The sequence below is a fragment of the Sinorhizobium chiapasense genome, from assembly GCF_036488675.1.
Taxonomy (GTDB): Bacteria; Pseudomonadota; Alphaproteobacteria; order Rhizobiales; family Rhizobiaceae; genus Sinorhizobium; species Sinorhizobium chiapasense.
Genome location: NZ_CP133148.1, coordinates 3,824,077 through 3,849,746 on the forward strand (window position 1 = coordinate 3,824,077; position 25,670 = coordinate 3,849,746).

General features: G+C 63.1%; 17 protein-coding genes. 7 read left to right on the top strand and 10 right to left on the bottom strand.

The window, feature by feature from the left end:
• The first annotated feature begins 168 nt into the window (after positions 1-168).
• Entirely contained in the window at positions 169-1,239 is a 1,071-nt protein-coding gene (locus RB548_RS18260; protein WP_331372624.1) for a LacI family transcriptional regulator, read from the top strand.
• Positions 1,240-1,344: 105 nt separating this feature from the next.
• Here RB548_RS18260 and RB548_RS18265 read toward each other — a convergent pair whose 3' ends face one another.
• Genes RB548_RS18265 through RB548_RS18285 form a run of 5 tightly spaced genes read right to left on the bottom strand, consistent with a single transcriptional unit; the run spans position 1,345 to position 7,285 of the window.
• Entirely contained in the window at positions 1,345-2,853 is a 1,509-nt protein-coding gene (locus RB548_RS18265; protein ID WP_331372625.1) for an aldehyde dehydrogenase family protein, read from the bottom strand.
• Positions 2,853-3,632 (bottom strand): enoyl-CoA hydratase/isomerase family protein, encoded by a 780-nt coding sequence (locus tag RB548_RS18270; protein WP_331372626.1) that lies wholly within the window; start codon positions 3,630-3,632, stop codon positions 2,853-2,855. The genes RB548_RS18265 and RB548_RS18270 overlap by 1 nt, the downstream gene beginning before the upstream one ends.
• Positions 3,625-5,238, bottom strand: coding sequence for an acyl CoA:acetate/3-ketoacid CoA transferase (locus tag RB548_RS18275; protein WP_331372627.1), 1,614 nt, complete (start codon positions 5,236-5,238; stop codon positions 3,625-3,627). The genes RB548_RS18270 and RB548_RS18275 overlap by 8 nt, the downstream gene beginning before the upstream one ends.
• Positions 5,239-5,243: 5 nt before the next feature.
• Positions 5,244-6,245 (bottom strand): Gfo/Idh/MocA family protein, encoded by a 1,002-nt coding sequence (locus RB548_RS18280; RefSeq protein ID WP_331372628.1) that lies wholly within the window; start codon positions 6,243-6,245, stop codon positions 5,244-5,246.
• The gene (locus RB548_RS18285) at positions 6,242-7,285 is read right to left on the bottom strand and encodes a LacI family DNA-binding transcriptional regulator (protein ID WP_331372629.1); all 1,044 of its coding nucleotides are present in this window, start codon (positions 7,283-7,285) and stop codon (positions 6,242-6,244) included. Before RB548_RS18285 ends, RB548_RS18280 begins: the two co-directional genes overlap by 4 nt.
• A gap of 312 nt (positions 7,286-7,597) precedes the next feature.
• Here RB548_RS18285 and RB548_RS18290 point away from each other — a divergent pair, with 312 nt between their 5' ends.
• A complete protein-coding gene (locus tag RB548_RS18290) occupies positions 7,598-8,770 on the top strand; it encodes a dihydrodipicolinate synthase family protein (RefSeq protein ID WP_331372630.1) in 1,173 nt (390 codons plus the stop codon).
• A 254-nt stretch (positions 8,771-9,024) separates the two neighbouring features.
• Here the strand turns inward: RB548_RS18290 and RB548_RS18295 are convergent, their stop codons facing one another.
• Both RB548_RS18295 and RB548_RS18300 read right to left on the bottom strand, forming a co-directional pair.
• Complete coding sequence (locus RB548_RS18295; RefSeq protein ID WP_331372631.1) at positions 9,025-11,085, bottom strand: M3 family metallopeptidase; 2,061 nt, start codon at positions 11,083-11,085, stop codon at positions 9,025-9,027.
• A 91-nt stretch (positions 11,086-11,176) separates the two neighbouring features.
• Positions 11,177-11,818, bottom strand: a complete 642-nt coding sequence (locus tag RB548_RS18300) for a LysE family translocator (protein ID WP_331372632.1) — start codon at positions 11,816-11,818, stop codon at positions 11,177-11,179.
• A 220-nt stretch (positions 11,819-12,038) separates the two neighbouring features.
• On the opposite strand from RB548_RS18300, the gene leuB reads away from it, so the two are divergent.
• Complete coding sequence (gene leuB, locus RB548_RS18305) at positions 12,039-13,151, top strand: 3-isopropylmalate dehydrogenase (protein ID WP_331372633.1); 1,113 nt, start codon at positions 12,039-12,041, stop codon at positions 13,149-13,151.
• A 136-nt stretch (positions 13,152-13,287) separates the two neighbouring features.
• Positions 13,288-13,986 carry a phosphatase PAP2 family protein gene (locus RB548_RS18310; RefSeq protein WP_331372634.1) on the top strand — a complete coding sequence of 233 codons (699 nt, stop codon included), beginning with the start codon at positions 13,288-13,290 and terminating at the stop codon, positions 13,984-13,986.
• Positions 13,987-14,081: 95 nt separating this feature from the next.
• On the opposite strand, the gene RB548_RS18315 is transcribed toward RB548_RS18310, so the two are convergent.
• Positions 14,082-15,971, bottom strand: coding sequence for an MFS transporter (locus tag RB548_RS18315; RefSeq protein ID WP_331372635.1), 1,890 nt, complete (start codon positions 15,969-15,971; stop codon positions 14,082-14,084).
• Positions 15,972-16,521: 550 nt separating this feature from the next.
• Between RB548_RS18315 and RB548_RS18320 the strand changes: the two genes are divergently transcribed.
• Together RB548_RS18320 and RB548_RS18325 are read left to right on the top strand one after the other, a co-directional pair.
• Positions 16,522-17,556 (top strand): aspartate-semialdehyde dehydrogenase, encoded by a 1,035-nt coding sequence (locus RB548_RS18320; RefSeq protein ID WP_331372636.1) that lies wholly within the window; start codon positions 16,522-16,524, stop codon positions 17,554-17,556.
• Positions 17,557-17,752: 196 nt separating this feature from the next.
• Positions 17,753-18,574: a lytic murein transglycosylase gene (locus RB548_RS18325; RefSeq protein WP_331372637.1), complete on the top strand. Its 822-nt coding sequence runs from the start codon at positions 17,753-17,755 to the stop codon at positions 18,572-18,574.
• A gap of 142 nt (positions 18,575-18,716) precedes the next feature.
• Here RB548_RS18325 and RB548_RS18330 read toward each other — a convergent pair whose 3' ends face one another.
• Together RB548_RS18330 and pdxY are read right to left on the bottom strand one after the other, a co-directional pair.
• Positions 18,717-19,364: a carbonic anhydrase gene (locus RB548_RS18330; RefSeq protein ID WP_331372638.1), complete on the bottom strand. Its 648-nt coding sequence runs from the start codon at positions 19,362-19,364 to the stop codon at positions 18,717-18,719.
• 236 nt (positions 19,365-19,600) lie between these two features.
• Positions 19,601-20,482, bottom strand: a complete 882-nt coding sequence (gene pdxY / locus RB548_RS18335; RefSeq protein ID WP_331372639.1) for a pyridoxal kinase PdxY — start codon at positions 20,480-20,482, stop codon at positions 19,601-19,603.
• Positions 20,483-20,765: 283 nt separating this feature from the next.
• On the opposite strand from pdxY, the gene RB548_RS18340 reads away from it, so the two are divergent.
• On the top strand, positions 20,766-25,553 hold the full coding sequence (locus RB548_RS18340; RefSeq protein WP_331372640.1) for an NAD-glutamate dehydrogenase: 4,788 nt from the start codon (positions 20,766-20,768) through the stop codon (positions 25,551-25,553).
• The last annotated feature ends 117 nt before the right edge of the window (positions 25,554-25,670 follow it).

The following is a 25,670-nucleotide window of genomic DNA, read 5'->3' on the forward strand; positions in this document are numbered from 1 at the left end:
CCTTCCACCCAAACTGACTGAAATTGCTGGATTATACGGCATCGCCGACTTGGTGCAACGCAACAAATCCGGCTCCTTTGGTCGATTTAAAACGTTTTCATCATACGATTGCCTAATGGTTCGCGTCACGTTACAAAACCGCTCTCGATCGCTCGCAGGAAAGAACCCTTGGCCGCTCCCTCCAAACCCGTCAGTTCCGGCACAAGACCGGCAAACAGTCGCGGCAAGCCGACCCTGCGCACCATAGCGGACATTACCGGCCTTGCCGTCACGACGGTGTCGCGGGCGCTCGCCAACGCCCCGCAAATCTCGATCGAGACACGCAACCGCGTTCGCCAGGTGGCGCTCGATATCGGTTACTCGCCGGACCGCGCCGCCCAGCGCCTGAAAACCGGCCGCACCAATGTCATCGCAGTTCTGCTCGAACCCCATGAGGAAATCCTCGGATACGGAACCTCCGTGATGGCCGGCATCGCCAAGGCGCTTCAAGGCACGCCCTATCACCTGATCGTCATGCCGAATTTCCTGAATGCGGCGAACATCGATGCGATCAACTACATCATCCGCAACAGCATGGCGGACGGCCTGATCTTCTCGCGTACGGAGCCGCTCGACCCCCGCGTCATGCTGCTCTCCGAAAATGGCTTCCCTTTCGTCACGCATGGCCGCACCGAACTCGCGACGCCGCATCCCTTCGTCGACTACGACAATTTCACTTTCGCCTACGAAGCGACACGCCGGCTGATCGCCAAGGGGCGGCGCAAGCTGGCGCTGATCAACGGACCCGCAGGCTACACCTTCGCCGGCCATATCCAGCACGGCTTCATGACCGCCGTGCGCGAGGCCGGCTGCGCCTATGAGGTCCTTTCCGACATCGATCTCGATAGTTCGGCGGGCGCAATCCGCGACCGCATCCGCCGGCGCTACGCCGAGAAGGACCCGCCGGACGGCTTTGCCTGCGGCGGCGAGGTTTGCGCGCTCGCGACGATCACCGGCATGACCGACTGCGGCCTGACGCTTGGGCTCGAATACGACATCGTCGCCAAGCAGACGTCGCAGCTGCTGAGTGCGATCCAGCCTCGGGTCGACACGATCTACGAGGACCTGACCGCGACCGGCGAACATATGGGCCGCATCCTTCTGCACCGCATCGCCGGCAGCACGGACATCAACGAGCTGCAGCTGTTGCTGAGCCCCGCGCTTCCCTTCGAGACGCAGCCGGTGAGCGTTGCAGACTGAACCCGGCGCGACGGGCCTACGCGCACGGGCGTGCGAAAATCGCCTCCCGATCCTCTCCGCGCTTGCCGTCCGCGTCCGCATGTTCAGCTCCCCTCCCAAACCGCCTCAGCGCGGCATCCACCAGTTGGTGCGCTGGCCGATATGCATGTTGAGGGTCTTGGTCTCGGTGTAGTCCTCCACCGCGTGCCGCCCGAGTTCTCGGCCGAGGCCGGACTGCCGGTAGCCGCCGAAGGGCAGCTCCGACGCGCCGTCCATGAAGGTGTTCAACCAGATCGTGCCGGCGCGCACGCGCCGTCCGATCGTGAGACACGTATCGAAATCGCGGCTCCAAACGCCGGCCGAGAGCCCGTAGTCGATGGAGTTGGCGATGCGGATCGCCTCTTCCGTCGTCTCGAAGGTGAGGACGGACAGGACCGGGCCGAACACCTCTTCGCGGGCGACCGCCATTTCCGGCTTGACGGCCGAGAGGATGGTCGGCGCCATGAACTGCCCCATGCCGAGGTCGAGCGCCGCACCGCCATGGGCGACGGTCGCGCCGTCACTGGAGGCGGCGGAAACATAGCCGGCAATCTTTTCCAAATGCTGCGGCGTGATGATCGCCCCCACCTGCGTTTCGGGATCGAGCGGGTCGCCGACCTTCACCTTGGCCGAGAGGCTAGCGATCTGCGCCGTCACCTCGTCGGCGATATCGCGATGGAGAATGAGCCGGGAGCCGGCGTTGCAGCATTCGCCGGCGTTGAAATAGGCGCCGAAGACGGCGGCATCGATGAACTCGTCGAGATTGGCATCCGGGAAGACGATCTGCGGGTTTTTGCCGCCGAGTTCGAGCGAAACCTTTTTCAAGGTCTGCGCGGCGTTCGTCATGGTCAGCCGACCGACGCCGGTCGAACCGGTGAAGGAAACCATGTCGACGTCCGGATGGCTCGTCAGCGGCGCGCCGGCCTCCGATCCCGTGCCGACGATGATGTTGACGACACCGGCCGGCACGCCCGCCGCCTCCAGGATCTCGCCAAGGACGAGCGTCGAGGCGGAGGTGAGCTCCGACGGTTTCACCACCGTTGTGCAGCCGGCGGCAAGAGCAAACGGCAGCTTCTGGCTGACGATCAGGAAGGGAAAGTTCCAGGGCGTGATGATCGACACGACGCCGATCGCCTCGCGCAGCACGACGCCGAGCGTGCCGTCGCCGAGCGTATTGTAGCTTTCGCCGGAAAGATCGCGGGCGAGTGCTGCGGCATAGCGCCAGATATCGGCGGCTCCCGCCAGTTCGCCCTTCGCCTGGTTGATCGGCTTGCCCGATTCGATCGCATCCAGAAAGGCAAGCTCGTCGGCGCGCGCGGCAATTATGTCGGCGGCACGCAGCAGAACGAGCGAGCGCTCCGACGCGGTCATGCGCGGCCAGGAACCCTCGTCGAAGGCACGCCGTGCCGCCGCAATCGCGCGTTCGGCATCGATCTTCGTTGCCGCCTGATAGCGGCTGACGGTCACACCATGGCCGGGCGCCACCCGCTCGATCGTGCGGCCTTCGGCGCCATCGACCCACTTGCCGTCGATCAGCATCCGGAATTCACGAACCTTGTAGTCGCCAAGCGCCTTGGGCCTCACCAGAACCGTCATCACCATTCTCCCTTGAAGCGCGCTTCGCGCTTTTCGCTGAAGGCCGCGACGCCCTCCTTGAGATCGCCGGTCTTGGCGACGAGGATCGAGCCGAGCGCCTCGACCGCCGCGCCGTTGTCCTCGCCGTTCGCCGAGGCGATCATCAGTTTCGATATTTCGAGCGCCGCCGGCCCGCGGCTTGCAATGCGGGCGGCATAGTCCCGCGCCGCAGCCATGACCGTGCCTGTCTCGACCACCGCGTCGACCAGCCCTTCGGCCCTCGCCTCCTCCGCCGGGAACATCTCGCCGCCGAGCACCATGCGGCGCACGATCTGCGCACCGAAGCGGGCGACCAGGCGTTGCGTACCGGACCAGCCGGGCACCATGCCGAGGCTCGTTTCGGGAAGGCCGATCTTTACTTGGCGTTCAGCGATGCGGATGTCCGCGGCCGCCGCCAGTTCCAGCCCGCCGCCGAGTGCATGGCCGTTGAGCGCTGCGATAACCGGCATGCGGAGCGTCGCGAGCCGCTCGAAGACGCGGTGGCCGAAACGCACCCAGTCGTGGCCGAATTCGGCCGCGTCCATGCCGCCCCAGGCCTTGATGTCGCCGCCAGCGGAAAAGGCCTTGCCCTCCCCGGTCAGGATGGCGACGCGCACATCGCGGTTCGCCTCGACCGCATCGCAGGCGGCGGCAAGAGCCTTCAGCATGTCGATGTCGAAAGCGTTGAGTTTTTCAGGCCTCGACACGGTCATGATGGCGACCGCGCCTTCGACCCCGACCCGAATGCGTTCGTCAGCCATGCGCGCCTCCCGCAATCTTCCGCGCGGCCTTCGCCGGCAGCGTCAGACCGAGCGGCGCCTCGTTGAACAGCGCGCTATCCATCTGCTTCAGCCGGTCGGACACGATCAGCGGAAATTCCGACTGGTCGAGGATATGTTCCTGCAGGTCCGCACCGGGCGCGATTTCGGTGAGCACGATGCCCCCGGGCGTCAGCTTCATCACGCAGCGCTCGGTGACATAGGTGACGTCCTGCCCCTGCTCGACCGCCCGGCGACCGGAGAAGGTGACGTGCTCGACCGCATTGACGAGTTTCTTCAGCTTGCCTTCCCTCTCGATAACAAGCCTGCCGTCGGCGACCGCGAGCTTCGCGCCGGCATTGAACATGCCCGAGAACACGATCTTCCTCGCCCGCGCGGTGATGTCGACGAAGCCGCCGGCGCCGGCGGTCACATGCGGCCGGAAGCTGAGCTTCGACACGTTGACAGAGCCGGTGCGGTCGATTTCGAGGAATGAAAGCAGCGACGCGTCGAAACCGGCGCCCTGGAAATAGGTAAACTGGTAGGGCGACGGCATGAAGGCGTCGGCATTGGACGCGCAGCCGAAGGCGAAATCGAGAAGCGGCACGCCGCCGACCGCCCCCTGCTCGATCACCCAGGTGACGGCGCCATGCAGACCTTCTTCCAGCAGGATCCGCGGTACATTGGCGGAAATGCCGAAGCCGAGATTGACGGCGCTGCCCGCTTCGAGCTCCTGGGCGACGCGGCGGGCAATCACCTTCTGGATGCTGAATTCGGGAACGCGGAAGCTGTCGAGCGGGCGGAAAATCTCGCCTGAAATGGCGGGATCGTAGGGCGTCTGCGTCGTCTGCTTCTGGTCTGGATCGACGATCACATAATCGACAAGCACGCCCGGCACACGCACGTCATGGGGTTTCAGCGAGCCTTCCTTGGTGATGCGCTTGACCTGCGCGATCACGATGCCGCCATTGTTGCGGGCGGCGAGCGCCTGGTCCAGACCGCCGAGATAGGCGCCCTCATGCTCGTAAGTGAGATTGCCGCGCTCGTCCGCCGTCGTCGCCCGGATGATCGCCACCTGAGGCGCGATCGCCTTGAAATAGAGCCAGTCCTCGCCCTCGAACGCGATCTTCTTCACGACCGGCTCCGCTGCGGCGGACGCATTCATGGCGCAGCCTTCGCGCGACGGATCGACGAAAGTGTCGAGCCCGATCTTGGTCAGGACGCCCGGCCGTTTCGCCGCCGCCTCGCGATGCATGTCGAAGAGAATGCCGGACGGAATGTTGTAGGCCGCCAGTTCGTTGGCGCCGATCATCTGCCAGATCTGCGGCGGCTCGGCGCTCGACGGACCCGAGGGGTAGGATCCGCCAATGATCTTTTTTAAAAGGCCCTTCCTGGCGATGTAGTCGACACCCTTGATCCCGCTCATGTCGCCGGCTGCGATCGGATGCAGCGTCGTCAGGTCACGCGGGTGGCCGGTCGCGTCGAAACGCTCACCGATCGCCTTCAGCATCAGGTCCGGGCAGCCGAGGCCGCTTGAGGAGGAGACCGAGACGACCGCGCCGTCCGGTATCAGGGCTGCCGCTTCCGCCGGTGAAATGTGTTTGCTCATGGAATTCAAAGTCCCGTTTCAATTGCCGCGGCCGTGCCGGTCGCCGCCGCCTTGAGCACGGCAAGGCCGGTCGCCAGCGACCAAACGCCGTCCTCGCCGGTGGCGGAGGGCGCGCCCTTGCCTTCAATTGCCGCATGGAAAGCGGAAAGCGCCGCCTCATAGAGATTGTGATGGTCGAGCGGCAATTCGCTCTCGCCCTCTTCATTGCGCAGCACGACGGTACCGACGGGCCGTTGCGTCATCACGTTGCGGCCGATCAACGAGCCTTCGGTGCCATGCACTTCGAGCCCGGTCTCGGCATATTTCGTCGTGAAAGCATCGTGGAACTGGGCGATAACACCGGAGCGGAAGCGTAAGACCCCCATGACGCCGTCCTCAAGCCCCTCCTTGCCCATGCCCGCGCTATGGCTGATTGCCACAGCCTCGAGCGGATCGTCGTCCAAGATGAAGCGCAGCGTGTCGGCGTCGTGCACGGTGATGTCGAGGATGACGCCGCCGCCCGCCTCCGGCCTGTCGAGCCGCCAGCCCTGAAGATGCGGCGGCAGATAGACGGCGTGAAAGACACGCGCTGCGATCGGTCGGCCGATCCTGCCGGCGGCGATCGCATCGCGCATGGCGCGATGGGTCGCGGCATTGCGCAAGTGGTGGTTCGTGCCGAGCACGACACCGGCCTCGCATGCCGTTAGCACCATTTCACAGGCATCATTGAGATTCATCGCCAGCGGCTTTTCGCAGAGCACGTGCTTGCCGGCGCGGATCGCCACCAGCGCCTGGTCGTGATGCAATTCATTGGTGGTGGAGATGTAGACGGCATCGACATCCGGATCGCCGACGAGGTCGGCGACGCTGGTGACTGCCTTGGCGATGCCGTTTTCCGCCGCATAGGCCTGGCCGCGCTCCTCGCTGGAGCTCATCACCGAGACCGCCTCTCCGCCTGCGGCGCGGATGGCGCCGATCACCCACTCATGCGCGATCGTGCTCGCACCGATCAATCCCCAGCGAATCATGACGATACCTCCTTCACTCTGCGCTCGACGGCGGCCCCACAGCTCTGGCGAATGACGAGCCGCACTGGACTGACAATTGCCTCCGGTTCCGCACGCCCCGCCTTGATCTGCTTCAGGAGCAGTTCGGCAGCACGCTCGCCCATGCCCTGCGGATCGACGGAGACCGTAGTGAGCGCCGGCACCGCCGTCTTCGCCTCGATGACGTCATCGAAGCCGATCACCGCAAAATCCGCGCCCGGCTCCAGCCGCCGCGCCCGCAAGCCGTCGCAGACCCCGAAGGCGACGGCATCGTTGAAGCACAGCGCCGCGGACGGCCGGTCCTCCAGCATCATCGCCTGCTCGATCGCGGTCACGCCGCCGGCGCGCGACGGTGCGGAGCCGATGACGAGGTCATCTTCCGCGCGAAGGCCCGCCTCACGGAGCGCGTCGCGATAGCCGCGCACGCGCGCCTCGAAGACCGCGGTATCGGCAAAGCCGCCGAGAAAGGCGATGCGGCGATGGCGGCGCGCAATCAGGTGGCGGACGGCCGCCAGCGCCCCGGCGCGATTGTCCGAGATCAACGATGAAACGCCCGCCCCGGCGATGTCGCGCACGACGAGCACCACGGGAATGCCGCTCTCGACAAGTGGCACGAGATCGGCGGCTTCCGTTCCGCGTGCCGGCGAGATGATGAGCCCTGACACGCCATGCTCGCGCATCGAGGCGATCACTTCGCGCTGGCGCTCGCTCTTCTCGCCGGTGTTGGCAAGGAATTGCACGAAGCCCGCGGACTGCACGACGGCATCGACGCCGACGGCGAGTTCCGCAAAGAAGCTGTTGGTCAGGTCGTTGACGACGATGCCGATGATCTTCGATTTCGCCTGGCGCAGGTTGGCGGCGCTGCGATTGTAGACATAGCCGAGCTCGCGGATCACCGCGTTCACCTTGGCTCGCGTCACCTCGTTGACCAGCGAGCTGCCCTGCAGGACGAGCGACACGGTCGACTTCGACACGCCGGCGGCGCGCGCAATGTCGACAACTGTCACCCGCTCCTTTGCCATCGATATCCTCCCGACCGGTATTCATCTCTTTCATACTTATTAATTGGAACGTTCCAATGTCGTCAAGAGGCTCTTATTCACTTTTTTAGCGGCCCACACTTGGCCCTGGAAAACCAGGCAACACGACGGCAAATAGAAATATTCTCATAACTTCCGCGGCTTAGGTTACAAAACAGCCTTTCCTCGCGAAGAACGACACACCTCGGATAAGATCCCAAACGATCGCTGTCAGGTGCGATGGACGATTTTCGATCTTGATATTTGGAACGTTCTAAATTATTCCATGGCGCAAATCTAGGAGGATTCACGCTCATGACCAGCCTGCTCCTGCCGCGCCAAGACGGCTCGCTCGAAGACTATCGGCTCCAGGGAACGCCAATCGCCCGGCCCGCCAAGGTCCCGGCTTTCAACCGCATCGCCTATGCGGCCGCGCATGTCGTTTCCGATCCTCTGCGCGATGCCGATCCGTGGGGACGGCCGGCAATCGACTGGGAAGCGACAATGGCCTTTCGTCATCACCTCTGGAGCCTTGGCTTCCGCATCGCCGAAGCGATGGACACCGCCCAGCGCGGCATGGGGCTCGCCTGGCCGGACGCGCAGGAGCTGATCCGCCGTTCGCTTGCCGAGGCGCGTAGCGTTCCCGGCGCCGATCTCGCCTGCGGCGCCGGCACCGACCATCTTTCTCCCGACGCGGCGCGTTCGATCGAGGACGTCGTCGCCGCCTATGAGGAGCAGATCGGCTTCGTCGAGGCCGAGGGCGGCCGGGCGATCATGATGGCGAGCCGCGCTCTGGCCCGCATTGCACGATCGGCCGATGACTACCGCCGTGTCTACGGACATATCCTGCGCCAGGCCAAGGACAAGGTCGTGCTGCACTGGCTCGGCGACATGTTCGACCCGCAGCTAAGGGGTTACTGGGGCTCGGAGAATTTCGAGGAAGCGCTGGAAACGGTGCTGTCGATCATCGAGGAGAACAGCGCCAAGGTCGAAGGCATCAAGATTTCGTTGCTCGACAACGCCAAGGAAGTAGCGCTGCGCAATGGCCTTCCGGAGGGCGTGCTCTGCTTCACCGGCGACGACTTCAACTATGCGCAACTCATCGAAGGGGATGGCCAGAGATACAGCCATGCGCTGCTCGGAATCTTCGACGCCGTGGCGCCCTCGGCTTCGAAGGCACTCGCCGCCCTGGCAGAAGGCGATGTCACCACCTTCCGCAGCGTGATCGAACCGACCGTGCCCCTGTCGCGCAAGATCTTCGAGGCGCCGACGCAATACTACAAGGCCGGCGTCGTCTTCCTCGCCTGGCTGAACGGCCACCAGCGCCATTTCACCCTGCCCGCCGGCCTGCAGTCCTCCCGCGGTCTTCTCCACTACGCAGACATCTTCCGCCTCGCCGACCAGGCAAATGTGCTCGACAAGCCGGAACTGGCGGCGGCGCGCATGCGCAATCTGTTGGCGGTCCTGGGGGTAGAGCAGGGGGGTTAACGTCGGCGAATCGCCCCTCATCCCGCTGCCGCGACCTTCTCCCCATTTTGATGGGGAGAAGGGATTTCGCTGCGAGCTCTCAGTCCCCTCGCCCCGCTTGCGGGGAGAGGGCTAGGGTGAGGGGCGATTCCTGCACTTTAGAGCGCCGTGCGTTCAAGTGAACGCACAAAGGACGCTCTAGCACTTTGATTCTAGAGCATCTTATCCGCTTTCAGTGATTCCACTTGAAAGCGGGATGCTCTAGAGAATCGAGCCTACGCCAGCCCCTTCTTCGCCAGCATCGCGTCCGGGCTCGGCAGCTTGCCGCGGAAAGCCTTGTAGGCATCCTCGGGGTCGATGGCACCGCCGACCGAATAGATGTTGTCCTTGAGCTTCTTCGCAGTCTGCGGATCGAACGGATTGCCCGTTTCCTCGAAGGCGGCGAAGGCGTCGGCGTCGAGCACCTCCGACCACATGTAGGAATAGTAGCCGGCCGAATAGCCGTCGCCGGAAAAGACGTGCAGGAAATGCGGGCTGCGGTGGCGCATGACGATCGATTTCGGCATGCCGATCTTTTCCAGCGTCGCCGCTTCCAGCGCCATCGGCTCGGCGATGGTTTCCGCCGTGTGATAGGCCATGTCGACCAGCGCCGAGGAGGTGAATTCGACGGTGGCGAAGCCGGAATTGAAGGTTCTCGCCGCCAGCACCTTGTCGAGCAGGTCCTGAGGCATCGGCTCGCCGGTCTGGTAGTGCACCGCGTAGGTCCTCAGGATATCCGGCACGGTCAGCCAATGCTCGTAGAGCTGCGAGGGCAGCTCAACGAAATCGCGCGAAACGCCGGTGCCGGATACGGACGGGTAGGTGACGTTGGAGAGCATGCCGTGCAGGGCATGGCCGAATTCGTGGAACAGCGTGCGCGCATCGTCGATCGACAGCAGCGCCGGCTTGCCGTCCGCGGGCCTCGCGAAGTTGCAGACATTGTAGACGATCGGTATTTCGCCTTCGTCGCCGTTCTTCAGTTTCAGCTTGTGCTGTGACTGGAACGAACTCATCCAGGCGCCGGAGCGCTTGGAGGACCGGGCGAAGTAGTCGCCGAGGAACAGAGCGACCAGCTTGCCGGCGGCGTCGCGGATCTCGAAGACGCGGACATCGGGATGATAGGCGGGAACGCCCTTCTTCTCCGTGGCGGTCACGCCGAAGAGGCGATGGGCGACATCGAAGCAGGCATCGATGATCTTCTCGAGCTGCAGATAGGGCTTCAGCTCACTCTCCGAGAAGCTGAACTTTTCGGCGCGCAGCTTCTCCGCATAGTGGCGCCAATCCCACGGCATGACCTCGTGATTGCGGCCCTCGGCAGCGATCAGCTTGGCGAGATCCGTCTCTTCCTCGCGGGCGCGCACCACCGCCTTCTCCCAGACCTGCATCAGCAGGCCGTTCACGGCATCCGGTGTCTTTGCCATGGTGTCATCGAGCTTCAGCGCCGCGAAACTCTCGTAGCCGAGCAGCTTTGCCTTCTCGGCCCGGAGCGCAAGCGTCTCGGCGATAATACCGAGATTGTCGGTCTCACCGCCGTTTTCACCGCGGGCCGTCCAGGCCCTGAACGCCTGTTCCCGAAGCTCGCGATTGTCGGAAAAAGTCAGGAACGGTTCGATGATCGAGCGCGACAGGGTGACCGCATATTTGCCGTCTTCGCCTCGATCGCGGGCCGCCGCTGCCATGGCATCCTTGAGGAACTCCGGGATGCCGGCGAGTTCCTCGTCACTTGTCAGAAACAGCGCCCAGTTCTTCTCGTCGGCAAGCACGTTCTGGCCGAACTTGGCGCCAAGGCCGGCAAGCTTCTCGTTGATCGCGGCAAGCCTTTCCTGCTCAGGTTTGTCGAGCTTGGCACCGGATTTTACAAAACCCTTCCAGTGGCGTTCGAGGACGCGCGTTGCCTCCAGATCGAGGCCGAGCTCTTCGCGCTTCTCCCACAATGTGTCGATGCGGCTGAACAAGGCAGGGTTCATGCCGATCTTCGAATAGTGCCGCGACATCTTCGGCGCGATCTCGCGTTCGAGCGCCTGGATTACGTCGTTGGTATGGGCGCCGGCCTTGTTCCAGAAAAGCGCCGAGACGCGTGAAAGCTCGTCTCCGGCAATTTCGAGGGCAACGACCGTGTTTTCGAAGGTCGGCGGCTCCGGATTGTCGGCGATTGAATCGATTTCCGCCTCGTGCGCCGCGAGCGCCCCATCGAAGGCAGGCGCGAAATCTTCGTCCTTGACCGCATCGAAGCGCGGCAGGCCTTCGTGTCCGGTCCAGTTCACCAGGGCAGGGTTGAGCGAAGCGCTTGCAGTCATCGGGATTCCTTTCGCATGCAGAACGGGCGGACGCACGAGAGCATCGGCGTGCCGGCGCAGACGTTTGAAGTGGTTGGCAATCTGACCAAGGTCAAGGCTTGCGCAGGCCGAAAAGACCGGGCGCCGCATGCCAGACCGCCTGCGCGGCGAAGCCGATGAACAGAAGGCCCGAGAGCCGGACGATCGCCAGCTCGTGGCGGCGATAGAAGCGGCGGACGACAGACGCACCGATGATCGCGATCAGGATCACGTCGGCGACGAGGAAACCGACGAGCGATACGGCGAGCAGCATCGGCAGGGCGTTGAACTCGAGCGCATTGGCGGAACCGGCAAGCAGCGCCGTGAACGTCGCCAGCGCCACCGGATAGCCCTTGGGATTGGTGAGCCCGAAAATCAGGCCGCGGCGCAGCGGTCGCTCCACCGTCAGCAAGGCACGGTTCTCGCCTTTCGGCCGGGCGCGAAGCGCAGTCCAGCCGATCCAGGCGAGGTAGGCGCCGCAGAACAGGCCGAGCACGTCGAAAATTGCCGTGCCGATCGATCGGGCACCGACGATCGCAACAAGCGCCAGCGTCGACCAGACGATGTCGCCGGCGAGATGTCCGCCCATGAAGAGCGCACCGGCCTTCCGGCCCTGGCCGGCGCCGATACCGAGCAGCGCCAGAAAGGCGGGGCCGGGGATAAGCGTATAGGAAAGCGCCGCGAGAAAGGCACCGACAAGAAGCGTCTCGGACATCTCGAATCCCCGGTTTTCAATCCGGCCATTCGAACGTCGAGGCGCCTGTCCGTCAAGCGGAAAGCAGCGCGGCTTCCGGATCTGGCCGACCACTCGCCGGCATGAACCGTCGGCAGGCGCCGCAAGAGGTGGCGCGCACAATTCTTTCGTCACAAAGATTTCCCTCGATACGAAGTTGCGCTAGAACGCGCGCGAGTTTCCCCCTCGAGAAGGATTTTCCATGACTGTGCGCAATCTCTTCCTTCTGCCCGGCGACGGCATCGGCCCGGAAGCCATGGCGGAAGTCCGCAAAATCATCGCCTACATGAACGCCGAGCTCGGTGCCGGCTTCGTGACGGACGAGGGCCTTGTGGGCGGCTCCGCCTATGACGCCCATGGCGTGGCGATTTCGGAAGGGGACATGGCGAAGGCGCTCGCCGCCGATGCCGTGCTCTTCGGCGCCGTCGGCGGACCGAAGTGGGATGCGGTACCCTACGAGGTGCGCCCGGAAGCGGGGCTCCTGCGCCTGCGCAAGGATCTTGAACTCTTCGCCAATCTGAGGCCCGCCATCTGCTATCCGGCGCTCGCCAACGCCTCCTCGTTGAAGCCGGAGCTGGTCGAAGGCCTCGATATCCTCATCGTGCGCGAATTGACCGGCGGCGTCTATTTCGGCGAGCCGAAGGAGATCATCGACCTCGGCAACGGCCAGAAGCGCGGCATCGACACGCAGGTCTACGACACCTACGAGATCGAGCGCATCGCCGGCGTCGCCTTCGAACTGGCGCGCACGCGCCAGAACCGCGTCTGCTCGATGGAAAAGCGCAACGTGATGAAATCGGGCGTGCTCTGGAACCAGGTCGTGACCGAAACGCACAAGACGAAATATTCAGACGTGCAGCTGGAGCACATGCTGGCGGATGCCGGCGGCATGCAGCTGGTGCGCCAGCCGAAGCAGTTCGACGTGATCGTTACCGACAACCTCTTCGGCGACATGCTGTCCGACGTAGCCGCCATGCTCACCGGCTCGCTCGGCATGCTGCCGTCGGCCTCGCTCGGCGCGCCGGATCCGAAGACCGGCAAGCGCAAGGCGCTCTACGAGCCCGTGCACGGCTCGGCACCGGACATTGCCGGCAAGGGCATTGCCAACCCGATCGCCATGATTGCCTCCTTCGCCATGTGCCTGCGCTATTCCTTCAACCTCGTGAAGGAAGCCGTCAACCTGGAAAAGGCGATCGCCAACGTGCTCGACAAGGGCATCCGCACCGGCGACATCATGGCCGAGGGCGCCCGCCAAGTCGGCACCGCCGAGATGGGGGACGCGATCCTCGCCGAGTTCAAGGCACTTTCGGCCTGACTCTTCTCCTCTCGGCATATGCCGATGAGGTTCGACAAAAAACACCTCCGGAGAGGCCCCCGGAGGTGTTTTTCATTCGGGTCTTGATTTCGGCGCGTTCGGCTTCACATGCAGGAGGATGCGGAAAAGGTAAGGTATGAATCAACCGCTTGCTTCCACAGCCTGGATCTTCCTGACGACGCTGCTGCTCGTGCTTGCGCTCGTTCCCTTCGATCCGCAATTGTCGCAATGGGCGCAACGCCTGCCGGACGAGATCGTCGATTTCAACCGGACGATCACCGATTTCGGCACCTTCGCGTGGATGATCTACACCGCGGCTTTCCTGCTGCTCGTCGCCTACATCGCCCGACGCAGCGCGCACCAAGATGCGGTCCGGCGCAAGGCTCGAACCGCGCGCAATCTGTCCGCCTACTTTCTTCTGACGATCGGCACCGCAAGCGTGCTGGTGCACGGGTTGAAATTCCTGATCGGCCGGGCGCGGCCGGAGCTTCTTGCCGACTACGGCGGCTATAGCCTCACTCCCTTCACGAGCGACAGGCTTTTTGAAAGCTTCCCTTCGGGTCATTCGATGGCCGCCGGCGCCTTCTTCGGCGCCTTCGCGATGCTCATGCCTGAGTTGAGACCCGTATTTCTGATCCTGGCGGTGGTGATCGGCGTTTCGCGCGTGGTCGTCGGCGCGCACTATCCGAGCGATGTTGCCGCCGGCCTGCTGCTCGGCCTCTGGGTCGCAGTCATGATCGCCTTCGTTTTTGCCCGGCAAGGCTGGCTCTTCCGGCTCGACGCAGGTGGCTGGCCGGCGCCGAAAAAAGCGAGTTCCCAGCAAGGGGGCAAATAAAAAGCCGGCGCGGAAGGCCGCGCCGGAGTCAGGAGAGTTCGGCGGCGGGATGAGAAGCGGATTCTCCGCCCGCATCCCGCCTCATGAGCCGCCGCTCAGTCCATCGCGTGGATGTCGCGGTCCTTGGTTTCCGGCAGGAACAGGAGGCCGATGACCAACGTGATGCCGGCAAAGACGATCGGGTACCAGAGGCCGTAATAGATGTCGCCCTGGGCCGCGCTCATTGCGAAGGCCGTTGCCGGCAGCAGGCCACCGAACCAGCCGTTGCCGATGTGGTAGGGCAGCGACATGCCGGTATAGCGGATGCGGGTCGGGAAGAGCTCGACCAGCAGCGCCGCGATCGGGCCGTAGACCATCGTCACATAGATGACGAGAACGGTCAGCACGGCGATGATCGTCGTCCAGTTGACGCGGGCCGGATCGGCCACCATCGTGAAGGCGCCGCCCTTGTCGATCGAATAGACCGCCATTTCCGTGGCGCCGCCGACTTCTTCTTTCGTCAGCAGCTTGTCGGCAATCAGCTTGTCGGCCGGCACCATGGTCTTTTCGCCGGCGCGGACAGCAGCCGCGTCGAGGGCGAGTTCCGGATTGCCCGCAACGAAGGCGTCGAGCTTGGATTCCGGTACCTTCGCCGCACCGCGCACCAGCGGGTAACCGGAGGCCTGGAGCGCCATGTTGACCTGCTTGCTGAAGGCCGCATCCTCGGCTTTCGCCTTGTCGCCCGCGGCAACCGCATCGTAGCTGGTGATCGTCGTTTCGCCGACCTTGACCGCCGCCGGCGTTCCCGCCGCCGCAGTGCTCACGACGTCATAGGGAACGGAATTCTTGGTCAGGAACGCGGTCGCGATATCGCACGAGCTCGTGAATTTCTGCACGCCTGTCGGGTTGAACTGGAAATTGCAATCCCCGGGGGCCGCGGTAACCGTGGCGCGGACGTTCTGTTGGGCTTCGGCAAGCGCCGGGTTTCCGGCCCAGGTCAGCGCCTTGAACAGCGGGAAGTAGGTGAGCATGGCAAGCAGCAGGCCCGCCATGATGATCGGCTTGCGGCCGATCTTGTCTGACAGCCAGCCGAAGACGACGAAGAAACCAGTGCCGATCAGCAGCGAGGCGGCAACCATCAGGTTGGCCGACTGACCGTCCACCTTCAAGACGCCCGTCAGGAAGAAGAGCGCGTAGAACTGTCCCGAGTACCAGACGACCGCCTGGCCGACCACCGCACCGAAGAGCGCCAGAAGTGCGATCTTGGCATTCTTCCACTGCCCGAAGGCTTCGGTCAGGGGCGCCTTGGAGCCCTTGCCCTCTTCCTTCATCCGCTTGAAGGCCGGAGATTCGTTCATCTTCAGGCGGATCCAGACTGAAACGCCGAGAAGGACGCAGGAGAGCAGGAATGGCACGCGCCAGCCCCAGGCGGCGAAGGCTTCCTTGCCGACCAGGTATTGAACCAGCAGGATGACGACCAGCGACAGGAACAGGCCAAGCGTCGCCGTCGTCTGGATCCAGGAGGTGAAATAGCCGCGGCGCCCATGCGGCGCATGCTCTGCCACATAGGTTGCCGCACCGCCGTATTCACCGCCGAGCGCCAGACCTTGCAGCAGGCGCAGACCGATCAGGATGATCGGCGCTGCGATACCAATCGAGGCGGAGCCGGGCAGAACGCCGACAAGGAACGTCGACAGGCCCATGATCAGGATGGTGACAAGGAACGTATATTTGCGGCCGACGAGATCGCCGAGGCGGCCGAAAACGAGTGCGCCGAAGGGGCGCACCAGGAAGCCGGCCGCGAATGCGAGCAACGCGAAGATGGCCTGCGTTGTCGGCGGATATTGGCTGAAGAAGGTCGCGCCGATATAGAGAGCAAGCGAGCCGTAAAGATAGAAATCGTACCATTCGAAGACGGTACCGAGCGACGAAGCGAAGATAACCTTCTTCTCCTCGCCGGTCATGGGACCGGCTTTTACGCCGTCCACGGTTGCGACATTTGCCATTTTGATGATCCTCCACTCCAAAATCGGCATATTGGAGCGCCCATTCCCCGATCCGACGTTCCTCCCTGAACATCCGGACGTGGTGCGCCTTGTGTGAAGATGTCAGAAAAATGGTGCGCGAGGCAGCGATGCTTTCGGCTTATGACTTTGGTCTAATGCGGCGATCGGGCGCGGCGCCGAGAGGGCATCACGCAAAAGTGTGGCGCGGCGATCGCTCTTTCCGGCACTGATGCTCGGGACGCGATCGCGGCAAGCGCCGGCGGCGGCTTGACTCTTGCCGAAAACCGCGTATGAGCAGCGGCGAACGAGGAAACCGCCATGCGACCGAACGGTCCGTCCATCGCTGCGCTGATCTTGCCGGCCGCTGTCGCCGGGCAAGTTCGCCATTTCTCGCTCGCTAGCAAAACAACGGCCAAAACGACGACGAAAACCGTCTGACGTCTCTGGCCCTCCGCTCTCTCCCCGGTAAGGCCGGGGACAGGAACCTCGCGGGCCTCCGTGCGGCTTCCCCCTCCACCAGACGAGGAGAGACAGAAAGAGAGCTTAGATCATGGGTTTCAAGATTGCAGTCGCAGGCGCCACCGGCAATGTCGGCCGGGAGATGCTGAACATCCTTTCGGAACGCGGTTTTCCCGCCGATGAAGTCGTGGCGCTCGCCTCGTCGCGCTCGGTCGGTACCGAAGTTTCCTATGGCGACAAGACGCTGAGGGTCTCCAACCTCGAAACCTATGATTTCTCCGACACCGATATCTGCCTGATGTCGGCCGGCGGCACGGTTTCGCAGAAGTATTCGCCGAAGATCGGCCAGCAGGGCTGCGTCGTCATCGACAATTCCTCCGCCTGGCGCTACGACGCCGACGTTCCGCTGATTGTCCCGGAAGTCAACCCCGATGCGATCACCCTTTTTTCGAAGAAGAATATCATCGCCAACCCGAACTGCTCGACGGCCCAGCTCGTCGTCGCGCTGAAGCCGTTGCATGACCGCGCCAAAATCAAGCGCGTCGTCGTCTCCACCTACCAGTCGGTCTCCGGCGCCGGCAAGGATGGCATGGACGAGCTCTTCAACCAGACCCGCGCCGTTTTTGTTGCCGATCCGATCGAGAGCAAGAAGTTCACCAAGCGTATCGCCTTCAACGTCATCCCGCACATCGACGTCTTCATGGAAGACGGCTACACGAAGGAAGAGTGGAAGGTCCTGGCGGAAACCAAGAAGATGCTTGATCCGAAGATCAAGGTGACCTGCACGGCCGTGCGCGTTCCCGTCTTCATCGGCCATTCGGAATCGGTCAATATCGAATTTGAGAACGAAATTACCGCCGATGAGGCGCGCGAGATCCTGCGCGAAGCGCCGGGTTGCCTGGTGGTCGACAAGCATGAGAACGGCGGCTACGTCACGCCTTACGAATGCGCTGGCGAAGATGCGACCTACATTTCGCGCATCCGCGAGGACGCGACGGTCGAGAATGGCCTCAACATGTGGGTCGTCTCCGACAACCTGCGCAAGGGCGCCGCGCTCAACGCCATCCAGATCGCCGAATTGCTCGTCAACCGCGGCCTAGTAAAGCCACGCAGGCAGGCCGCTTGATCGGCCCCGCTCGGGATTGAATTCAAGCCCCGCCCGATCCGTAAGGGACCCGCGGGGCTTGCCATTGGTTTTTCCGCACGTGTTGGGCGGATTCACGTGAAACATGACATCCCGTAACGCGGGACCAGTAATAGGGCCGGCAGAGTCCGGCGCTTTTGAAGACAAGCGATTGTTCGGGCAAATGACGGGGTATTCCATGCACAGGGCAAAGTGCGTAGTGGCGGGGCTTGCGGCCCTGGTTTCAACGGCGATCCTTTCCTCGACCGCGGCGGCGGCCCAATGCGGCAACGACGCGAGCGGCTTTCAGGCCTGGGTGGCCGAGTTCAAACAGGAAGCCGCCGGCAACGGAATCAGCCCCGCCGTCATCGACCAGGCGCTCTCCAATGTCGCCTACAGCAGAGCGACGATCCGCGCCGACCGCGGCCAGAAGAGCTTCAAACTCTCGTTCGACCAGTTCATGCAGAAGCGCGGCGGCCAGGCGATCATCTCTCGCGGCAGGAAGATGCGGGCGCAGAACGCCAGGCTCTTCGACAGCATCGAGCAGCGCTTCGGCGTGCCGGCCGGTCCGCTGATCGCGATCTGGGGCATGGAGACCGGCTTCGGCTCGTTCATGGGCAAGGAGCATACGCTCTCGGCCGTCTCGACGCTCGCCTATGACTGCCGGCGTTCGGACTATTTCACCAATCAGCTCTACGCGGCGCTGCAGCTCGTCGAGCGCGGCGATCTAAGCCCGGCTGCCCGGGGTGCTGCCCATGGCGAGATCGGACAGACCCAGTTCCTGCCGGTAAACGTTTTGAGATATGGCGTGGACGGCGATGGCAACGGCCATATCGACATGGTTCGCTCCAAGGCGGACGCTCTTGCCTCGACGGCAAACTTCCTGCGCGGACACGGTTGGCAGCCGGGCGGCGGCTATCAGCCCGGCGAAGTCAATTACGCTGCGATCCAGGGATGGAACGCAGCCAGCGTCTATCAGCAGGCGATCGCCATCATCGGCGCCGAGATCGACGGCTACTGATCGCGTCCAACAAAAATCGAGCGAGCCCGGTTCGAAAGGACCGGGCTCTTTCAGAGCAGGATGAGGAAAAGTGTGTGCGGCTTTCGGCCCGCATCCCGCGTCTCAACTTATCAGAATCGATCACGTTTCTGATGTCCGCCGTTTACATGCCCGGTCGCGCAAAGTCGCCGGTCTTGGCGTCCATCACCCAAAGCTCGCCGGTCGAGATGTCGAACCAGGCGCCATGAAGCTGCAGCTTGCCCTTGGTCTCGAGAATCTGGACGCAAGGAAAGGTCCTGAGATTGGCGAGCGAATTGCGGATCGACACCCGTTCGAGCGCGCGCTGGCGCTCCGCCTGGGTCATATATTCATTGCTCTGGATCTGTTCGGTGGCCGGCCCCAAGAGGTTCATCCACCGCCCGATGAAATCGCCGGGGGACAAGGGTTCCGCATCCGGATCGAGCGCCGCCTTGATGCCGCCGCAGCGCCCATGTCCCATGACGACGATGTTACTGACACGGAGCGACTGGACGGCGAATTCGAGCGCAGCGGAGGTCGAGTGATAGTGCCCGTCCGGCTCGTATGGCGGCATCATGTTGGCGACGTTGCGGATGACGAAGAGTTCTCCGGGACCGCTGTCGAAGATCGTTTCGGGTGCGGCCCGCGAATCGCAACAGGCGATAACCATCGTCTTCGGCTTCTGGCCGCTCTCGGCAAGCGTCTTGTAGCGTTGCTGCTGCTCGTTGAAACGACCGCTCATGAAATTGCGGTAGCCGGTTAGAAGATGTTCCGGAAAACCCTGCATATCCATCGATAACCCCGCGTCATTCACTCATTCATTGCTGCATCGCTCCTACTGCATGTTTCCGTAAATCGTAGCCGATTTAAGGACAAAACATGCAGCAATTCAAAGTGCTACAGCGTCCTTAGCGCGTCTGATCCGACGCGCGGCGCTGTAGGACCAATGAAGCGTCGAAGTGTTACAGCGACCGCGTCGCGCCTGAAAGGGCGACGAGCGCTTATGAGCCATTTCTTTTTTATCCGCCGCTATTTCTTCCGCACCTGGCTCGGATGCAAGAGGCGCCGCATCTGCACCATGGCCATCGGCGTCGCGAGGCTCGAGGCATCCTGCTCGAGCGTCAGCTCGTCGGCATCGCGTTTGCGGCTGCGGGCAATGATCTCGAACACGCTGGCGGTCGCCATCTGCAGCGCCCGCTCTTCCGGAAGCCCCTGGAGCAGCCGCGACAGAAACACGGCCGCCAACAGATCGCCGGTGCCCTTCGGCGGATTGTCGACCAATCGGTGTTCGGCGAGCAGCGCATGACTGCCGGACAGGTAGAGATTGCCCGTGCCACCGGTCATCATCGGGATCGCCGAGGTCACCAGCACGCGTGAAGGTCCGAGACCGAGTGCCGCGTCGAGGATCGCCGTATTCGTTTCAAGTGCTGCCCCGACGAGCCAGGAGAGCTCGAACCGGTTGGGGGTCGCAAGTGTCGCCAGCGGCAGCAGCCGGTCGCGCACCGCGGCCGCGATTTCGGCCGAAACATAAAGGCCGTTGCCGTCGCCGATGACGGGATCGCACGCATACAGAAGCTCTGGATTGCGCTGGCGCAACGCCGTCACCAGTTGCGCAACCCCGTCGACCTGGCCCGGCGAGCCCAGATAGCCTGACAGAACGGCCCGGATTTCACCAATCCAGCGCGCATTGACGAGATCATCGATGATCGATCGGAAGTCCGTGTCGGCGATCGTCACCCGTGTCGAGCGGCCGTGACCCGGATGCCATGGCAGGATCACCGTCGGCACGGCCCAGACGCGATGCCCGAGCGTCTCCAGTGCGAAGACTGCAGCCCGGTTGCCGACGGTGCCGCGAACCACATGGCTTGAAATGACGATGACGGCGCCGGGTGCTGCAGGCATTTCGGGCATCGGACAATTCCACTTCTTCGAATCGAAGTGTGATCGCGCGACTGTCACTGGCCTGTCAACAGGGCGTGTCAGACAGGGACGGAAACAGCACTTCGGCGTTTTCGTTCGTTTCTACGGTTTTTCGAGCAATTTTTGCAAAATCGCCTTCGATTTAAATGGATTTAGGCCGAAATCGCGTGAATTTCTCCAAACTTCGGCTCGATTTTGCCGAAATCGAGCATAAAACGGTCGCCATTGGCCATGGTTCTGATAGGTTCTTCTATCACGAATGGGGAGAGAGTTCATGGGCGTGAAATACAATCCGAAACGGGACAGGCATATCGACGCGGCCAAGGCGGCTGCAAGCAAGATCGGCGCCGAGGCGCTGGCGCCTGAGATCCTCTTCGGCGGGGCAAGCAATGACGACCTCGATCTCTACACCGCCGACATGCTGGCGCTGACCGCCGCGCATGCGCGCAAGGAACTGGCGCGCTGGGACGGCGGCAAGCCGCAGGTTTCGGTCGAAACCGTACCAGGGGTCGCGCCGGGTGGCACCGATGTCTCGATCATCGCCGTCACCGAACGCAACATGCCGTTCCTCTATGATTCGGTCATGGGCGAGGTGACGAGCACCCACCGCGACATCCACCTCGCGATCCATCCCATTCTGGTCATGGAACCCGGCAAAGCCATCAAGCTGTTCGATCCGGAAGAGGAAAGCGACCCGGCCCACCGGGTGAGCCATATCCAGATCCACTTGAACAAGCTCGCGCCGCTCGAAGCGCGTTCGCTGAGCAAGCGCATTGCCGAGGTGTTGGAGCAGGTCCATCAGGCCGTCCACGACTGGCCGGCGATGACGGCATTGCTTAAGCAGGCGATGCAGGAACTGGAAGACTACAATGCGTCGCGCAAGAAGAGTGATCGTGACGAGGCGCTCGCTTTCCTTCGCTGGCTAAGGGACAACAATTTCACCTTCCTCGGTATGCGGGAGTACACCTATTCCGGCAAGGGCGAGAAGGCGAAGGTCGAACGCGGCAAGGGCAGGGGCCTCGGCCTTCTCTCCAATCCTGACGTCCGCGTGCTGCGCCAGGGGAAGGATGCCGTGCTGACGACGCCGGAAATCCTCGCCTTCCTCGAGGGGCCCGAGTTCCTGATCGTCACCAAAGCCAATGTGAAATCCGTCGTCCACCGCCGTGCCTATATGGACTACATCGGCGTCAAGCGCTTCGACGCCTCCGGCAACGTGGTCGGTGAATTGCGCATCGTCGGCCTCTTCACGTCGACGGCCTACACCCGCCAGGCTTCGGAAATACCGTTGCTCAGGCACAAGATCGAAAAGATCATCGACCATTTCGGCTACGATCCCCAGAGCCATTCCGGCAAGATGCTGGCAAACACGCTGGAATCCTATCCGCGCGACGACCTTTTCCAGATCGACGTGGGGCTGCTCGCCGCCTTCTGCGAGCAGATCAACGAACTCAGCGATCGGCCGCGCATCAGGGTGTTGCCGCGTATCGACCACTTCGACCGCTTCGTCTCGATCCTCGTCTTCGTGCCGCGCGAGCAATATGACTCCGATGTGCGCGAGAAGATCGGCAACTATCTGAAGACGGCCTATGACGGCCGCGTTTCCGCCTATTACCCGGCCTTCCCCGAAGGCGGGCTGGCACGGGTCCATTTCATCATTGGCCGCTACGCCGGCAAGACACCGCGGGTTCCGCAGGCCAAGCTCGAGGAGGCAGTTCGCAGCATCGTCACTCGCTGGACCGATCGCTTCAACCTGCTTGCCCGCAAGGACGGCATCGAGATCGCGGTTGGCGAAGCCTATCAGGCGGCCTTCACGCCGACGGAGGCGTATGACGACCTCCACGACATCGCTGCCTGCAAGGCCGACGACCCGATCCGCATCTCGTTCTATCATAAACAGCAGGAAAGGCCGGACACACTGGAACTCAAGATCTTCCACGCGGAGGATCCGGTTTCGCTCTCGCGTCGCGTACCGCTTCTGGAAAACCTCGGCTTCCGCGTGATCAGCGAGCAGACCTACGACATCGGCGTCACCTCCCATGCGGAAGAACAACGGCACGTCGTGCTGCACGACATGGAGCTCGTTCACCGGGACGGACATGCGCTCAATCTCGCCAAGACAGGTCCGGCGCTCGAAGAGGCGTTTCTCGCCGCCTGGAACGGCACGACCGAGGACGACACCTTCAACCGTCTGATCCTGCTTGCGGGCCTCACCGCGCGCGAAGTCACGGTGCTGCGCGCCTATGCGCGCTATCTGCGCCAGGCGGGCATCACCTATTCGCAGGGCTATATCGCCGACACGCTGAACAAATACCCGGCGATCGCCGCCGACATCTTCCGGCTGTTTGCGACGCGCATGGATCCGAAGACCGAGGTGAAGGCGCGCACGAAGAAGAGTAACGCCTCGCTTTCGGCGATCGAGGAAGCGCTCTCGGCAGTGCCGAGCCTCGACGAGGATCAGATCCTGCGCCGCTACGTCAACGTGATCCAGTCGACGCTCCGGACCAACTATTTCCAGAGGGATGCGGACGGCAAGCCTCGCGCTGTTCTTGCCTTCAAGCTCGACCCGAAACAGCTCGACGGCCTGCCTGAACCTCGGCCTTTCCGCGAAATCTTCGTCTACGGCACCGAGGTCGAAGGCGTACACCTGCGCTTCGGCAAGGTGGCGCGCGGCGGCCTTCGCTGGTCCGACCGGGCACAGGACTACCGCACCGAGGTGCTTGGCCTCGTCAAGGCACAGCAGGTGAAGAATGCCGTTATCGTCCCGGTCGGCGCCAAGGGCGGCTTCTACCCGAAGCAGCTGCCGATCGGCGGAACGCGCGATGAAATTTTCAGGGCCGGCACGGAGGCCTACAAGACCTATATCCGCACGCTGCTGTCGGTGACCGACAACATCGTCGGCCAGGATGTCGTGCCACCGGCCGATACGCTGAGGCTCGACGGCGACGACCCCTATTTCGTGGTCGCGGCCGACAAGGGTACCGCCACCTTCTCCGACACCGCCAACGGGCTTGCGCAGGAAGCGGACTTCTGGCTCGATGACGCTTTTGCCTCCGGCGGCTCGGCGGGTTACGACCATAAGAAGATGGGCATCACCGCCCGCGGCGCCTGGGAAACCGTCAAGCGTCATTTCCGCGAGATGGACATCGACATCCAGACGACACCCTTCACCGTCGCCGGCGTCGGCGACATGTCCGGCGACGTCTTCGGCAACGGCATGCTGCTTTCGGAGAAGATCCGGCTGATCGCCGCCTTCGACCATCGCGACATCTTCATCGATCCGAATCCGGATACCGACCTTTCCTTCGCCGAACGCAAGCGCATGTTCGCGCTTCCGCGCTCGAGCTGGCAGGACTACGACCGCAAGGCGCTATCGCAGGGGGGGATGATCATCTCGCGCACGGAGAAGTCCGTGACGCTGACGCCGGAAGCGATAGCGGCAATCGGCATCGACAAGCAGAAGGCGACCCCCTTCGAGATCATGAATGCCATCCTCAAGAGCCAGGTCGACCTGCTCTGGTTCGGCGGCATCGGCACCTATGTGCGCGGCAGCAATGAAACGGACGCCGAGGTCGGCGACCGCGCCAACGACGCGATCCGCGTCGCGGCGGAAGAGGTCGGTGCGCTTGTCATCGGAGAAGGCGCCAATCTCGGTGTCACCCAGAAGGGCCGCATCGGCTTCTCGCTTGCCGGCGGGCGCTGCAATTCCGACGCGATCGACAATTCGGCTGGCGTCAATTCCTCCGACGTCGAGGTCAATATCAAGATCGCGCTTGCTTCCGCCATGCGGGACGGTCGTCTGACAAGGCCGAAGCGCAACACGCTTCTGGCGTCGATGACCGACGAGGTGGCCCATCTTGTGTTGCGCAACAACTACCAGCAATCGCTGGCGATCTCGCTTACCGAAAAGCAGGGTATCGCGAACCGTACGTCGCTCGCGCGGCTGATGGCGCGGCTCGAGGCCGACGGCCACCTCAACCGCAAGGTCGAGACCCTGCCGACGGAACTCGCCATGAGCGAGCGTTACCAGGCGGGCAAGCCGCTGACGCGCCCCGAGATCGGCGTGCTGCTCTCCTATGCGAAGCTGGTGCTGTTCGATGAGCTGATCGGCGGCGATCTGCCGGACGATCCCTATTTCACCACGACGCTCGAACGCTATTTCCCGGCAAAGATGCGCAAGACCTATGCCGGCGACATCCGCGGCCACCGGCTGCGCCGCGAAATCATCGCGACGGTCCTCGGCAACGAAACAATCAACCGCGGCGGTCCCGCCTTCGTTTCGACGCTGACGGATGCGACCGGCTTTCTTTCCAGCGACGTCGTCAAGGCTGCCGTGCTGGCCCTCGACGGCTTCGAGCTGCAGCGGATTTACGGAGAGATCGACGCGCTCGACAACAAAGTCGGTGGCGGCGTTCAGAATGCGCTCTATCAGGAGGTGGCCCGCATCTTCGCCCTCGTCACCGAGAAGGCTTTGCGCACGGGCGCCGCAAGGGGGCCGGTATCCGATGCGGTTTCGCGTCTGCGTGACGGCTTGCAGAAGCTGCGCGGCACGATGCGCACCGCGATTTCCGGCGAAGGCGCCGAAGAAGCGCGATTGAAGGCCGCGACCTTCATCGAAAGCGGCGTACCGGCAAAGCTCGCGGAGGAAATCGCCGAACTGTCGCTGATGACCCTCGTGCCGGAGATCATGCAGATCTCCACCGAAACGAAGGAAACGCTGAGCCGCACCGCGCAGGGTTATTTCACGGTGACGGAGAACCTCAGGATCAACCGGCTGCTCGCCGCGGCCGATCGCGTTCCTGCCACGGAGCAATTCGAGGCCATGGCGCTTTCGCGCGCCGTCGCCGATATCGGCGCCGCACGGCGCGATATCACCGTCGCCGCACTCGTCGAGCAGAAGCGCGAACGCAATCCGGTGCTTGCCTGGCAGGACAGCGATCGCGAACGCGTCTCGCGCGTCGACGACCAGTTGAAGCTGCTCACCGAGAAGGGCGAGACGACACTCGCCAAGATCACGGTCGCGGCCGGCCTGCTCAACGACCTTGCACGCGCCAAGGCGAAATGACACAGTCCGTCCGGGCAATCGGCCCGGAGGACTGATTCCGCTTCGGGTTTAATCGCGATTTCAACGCGTTATCGCCCTCGCCGAAACAGCCGGCGGGGGCGATAGATCCAGGAGGGG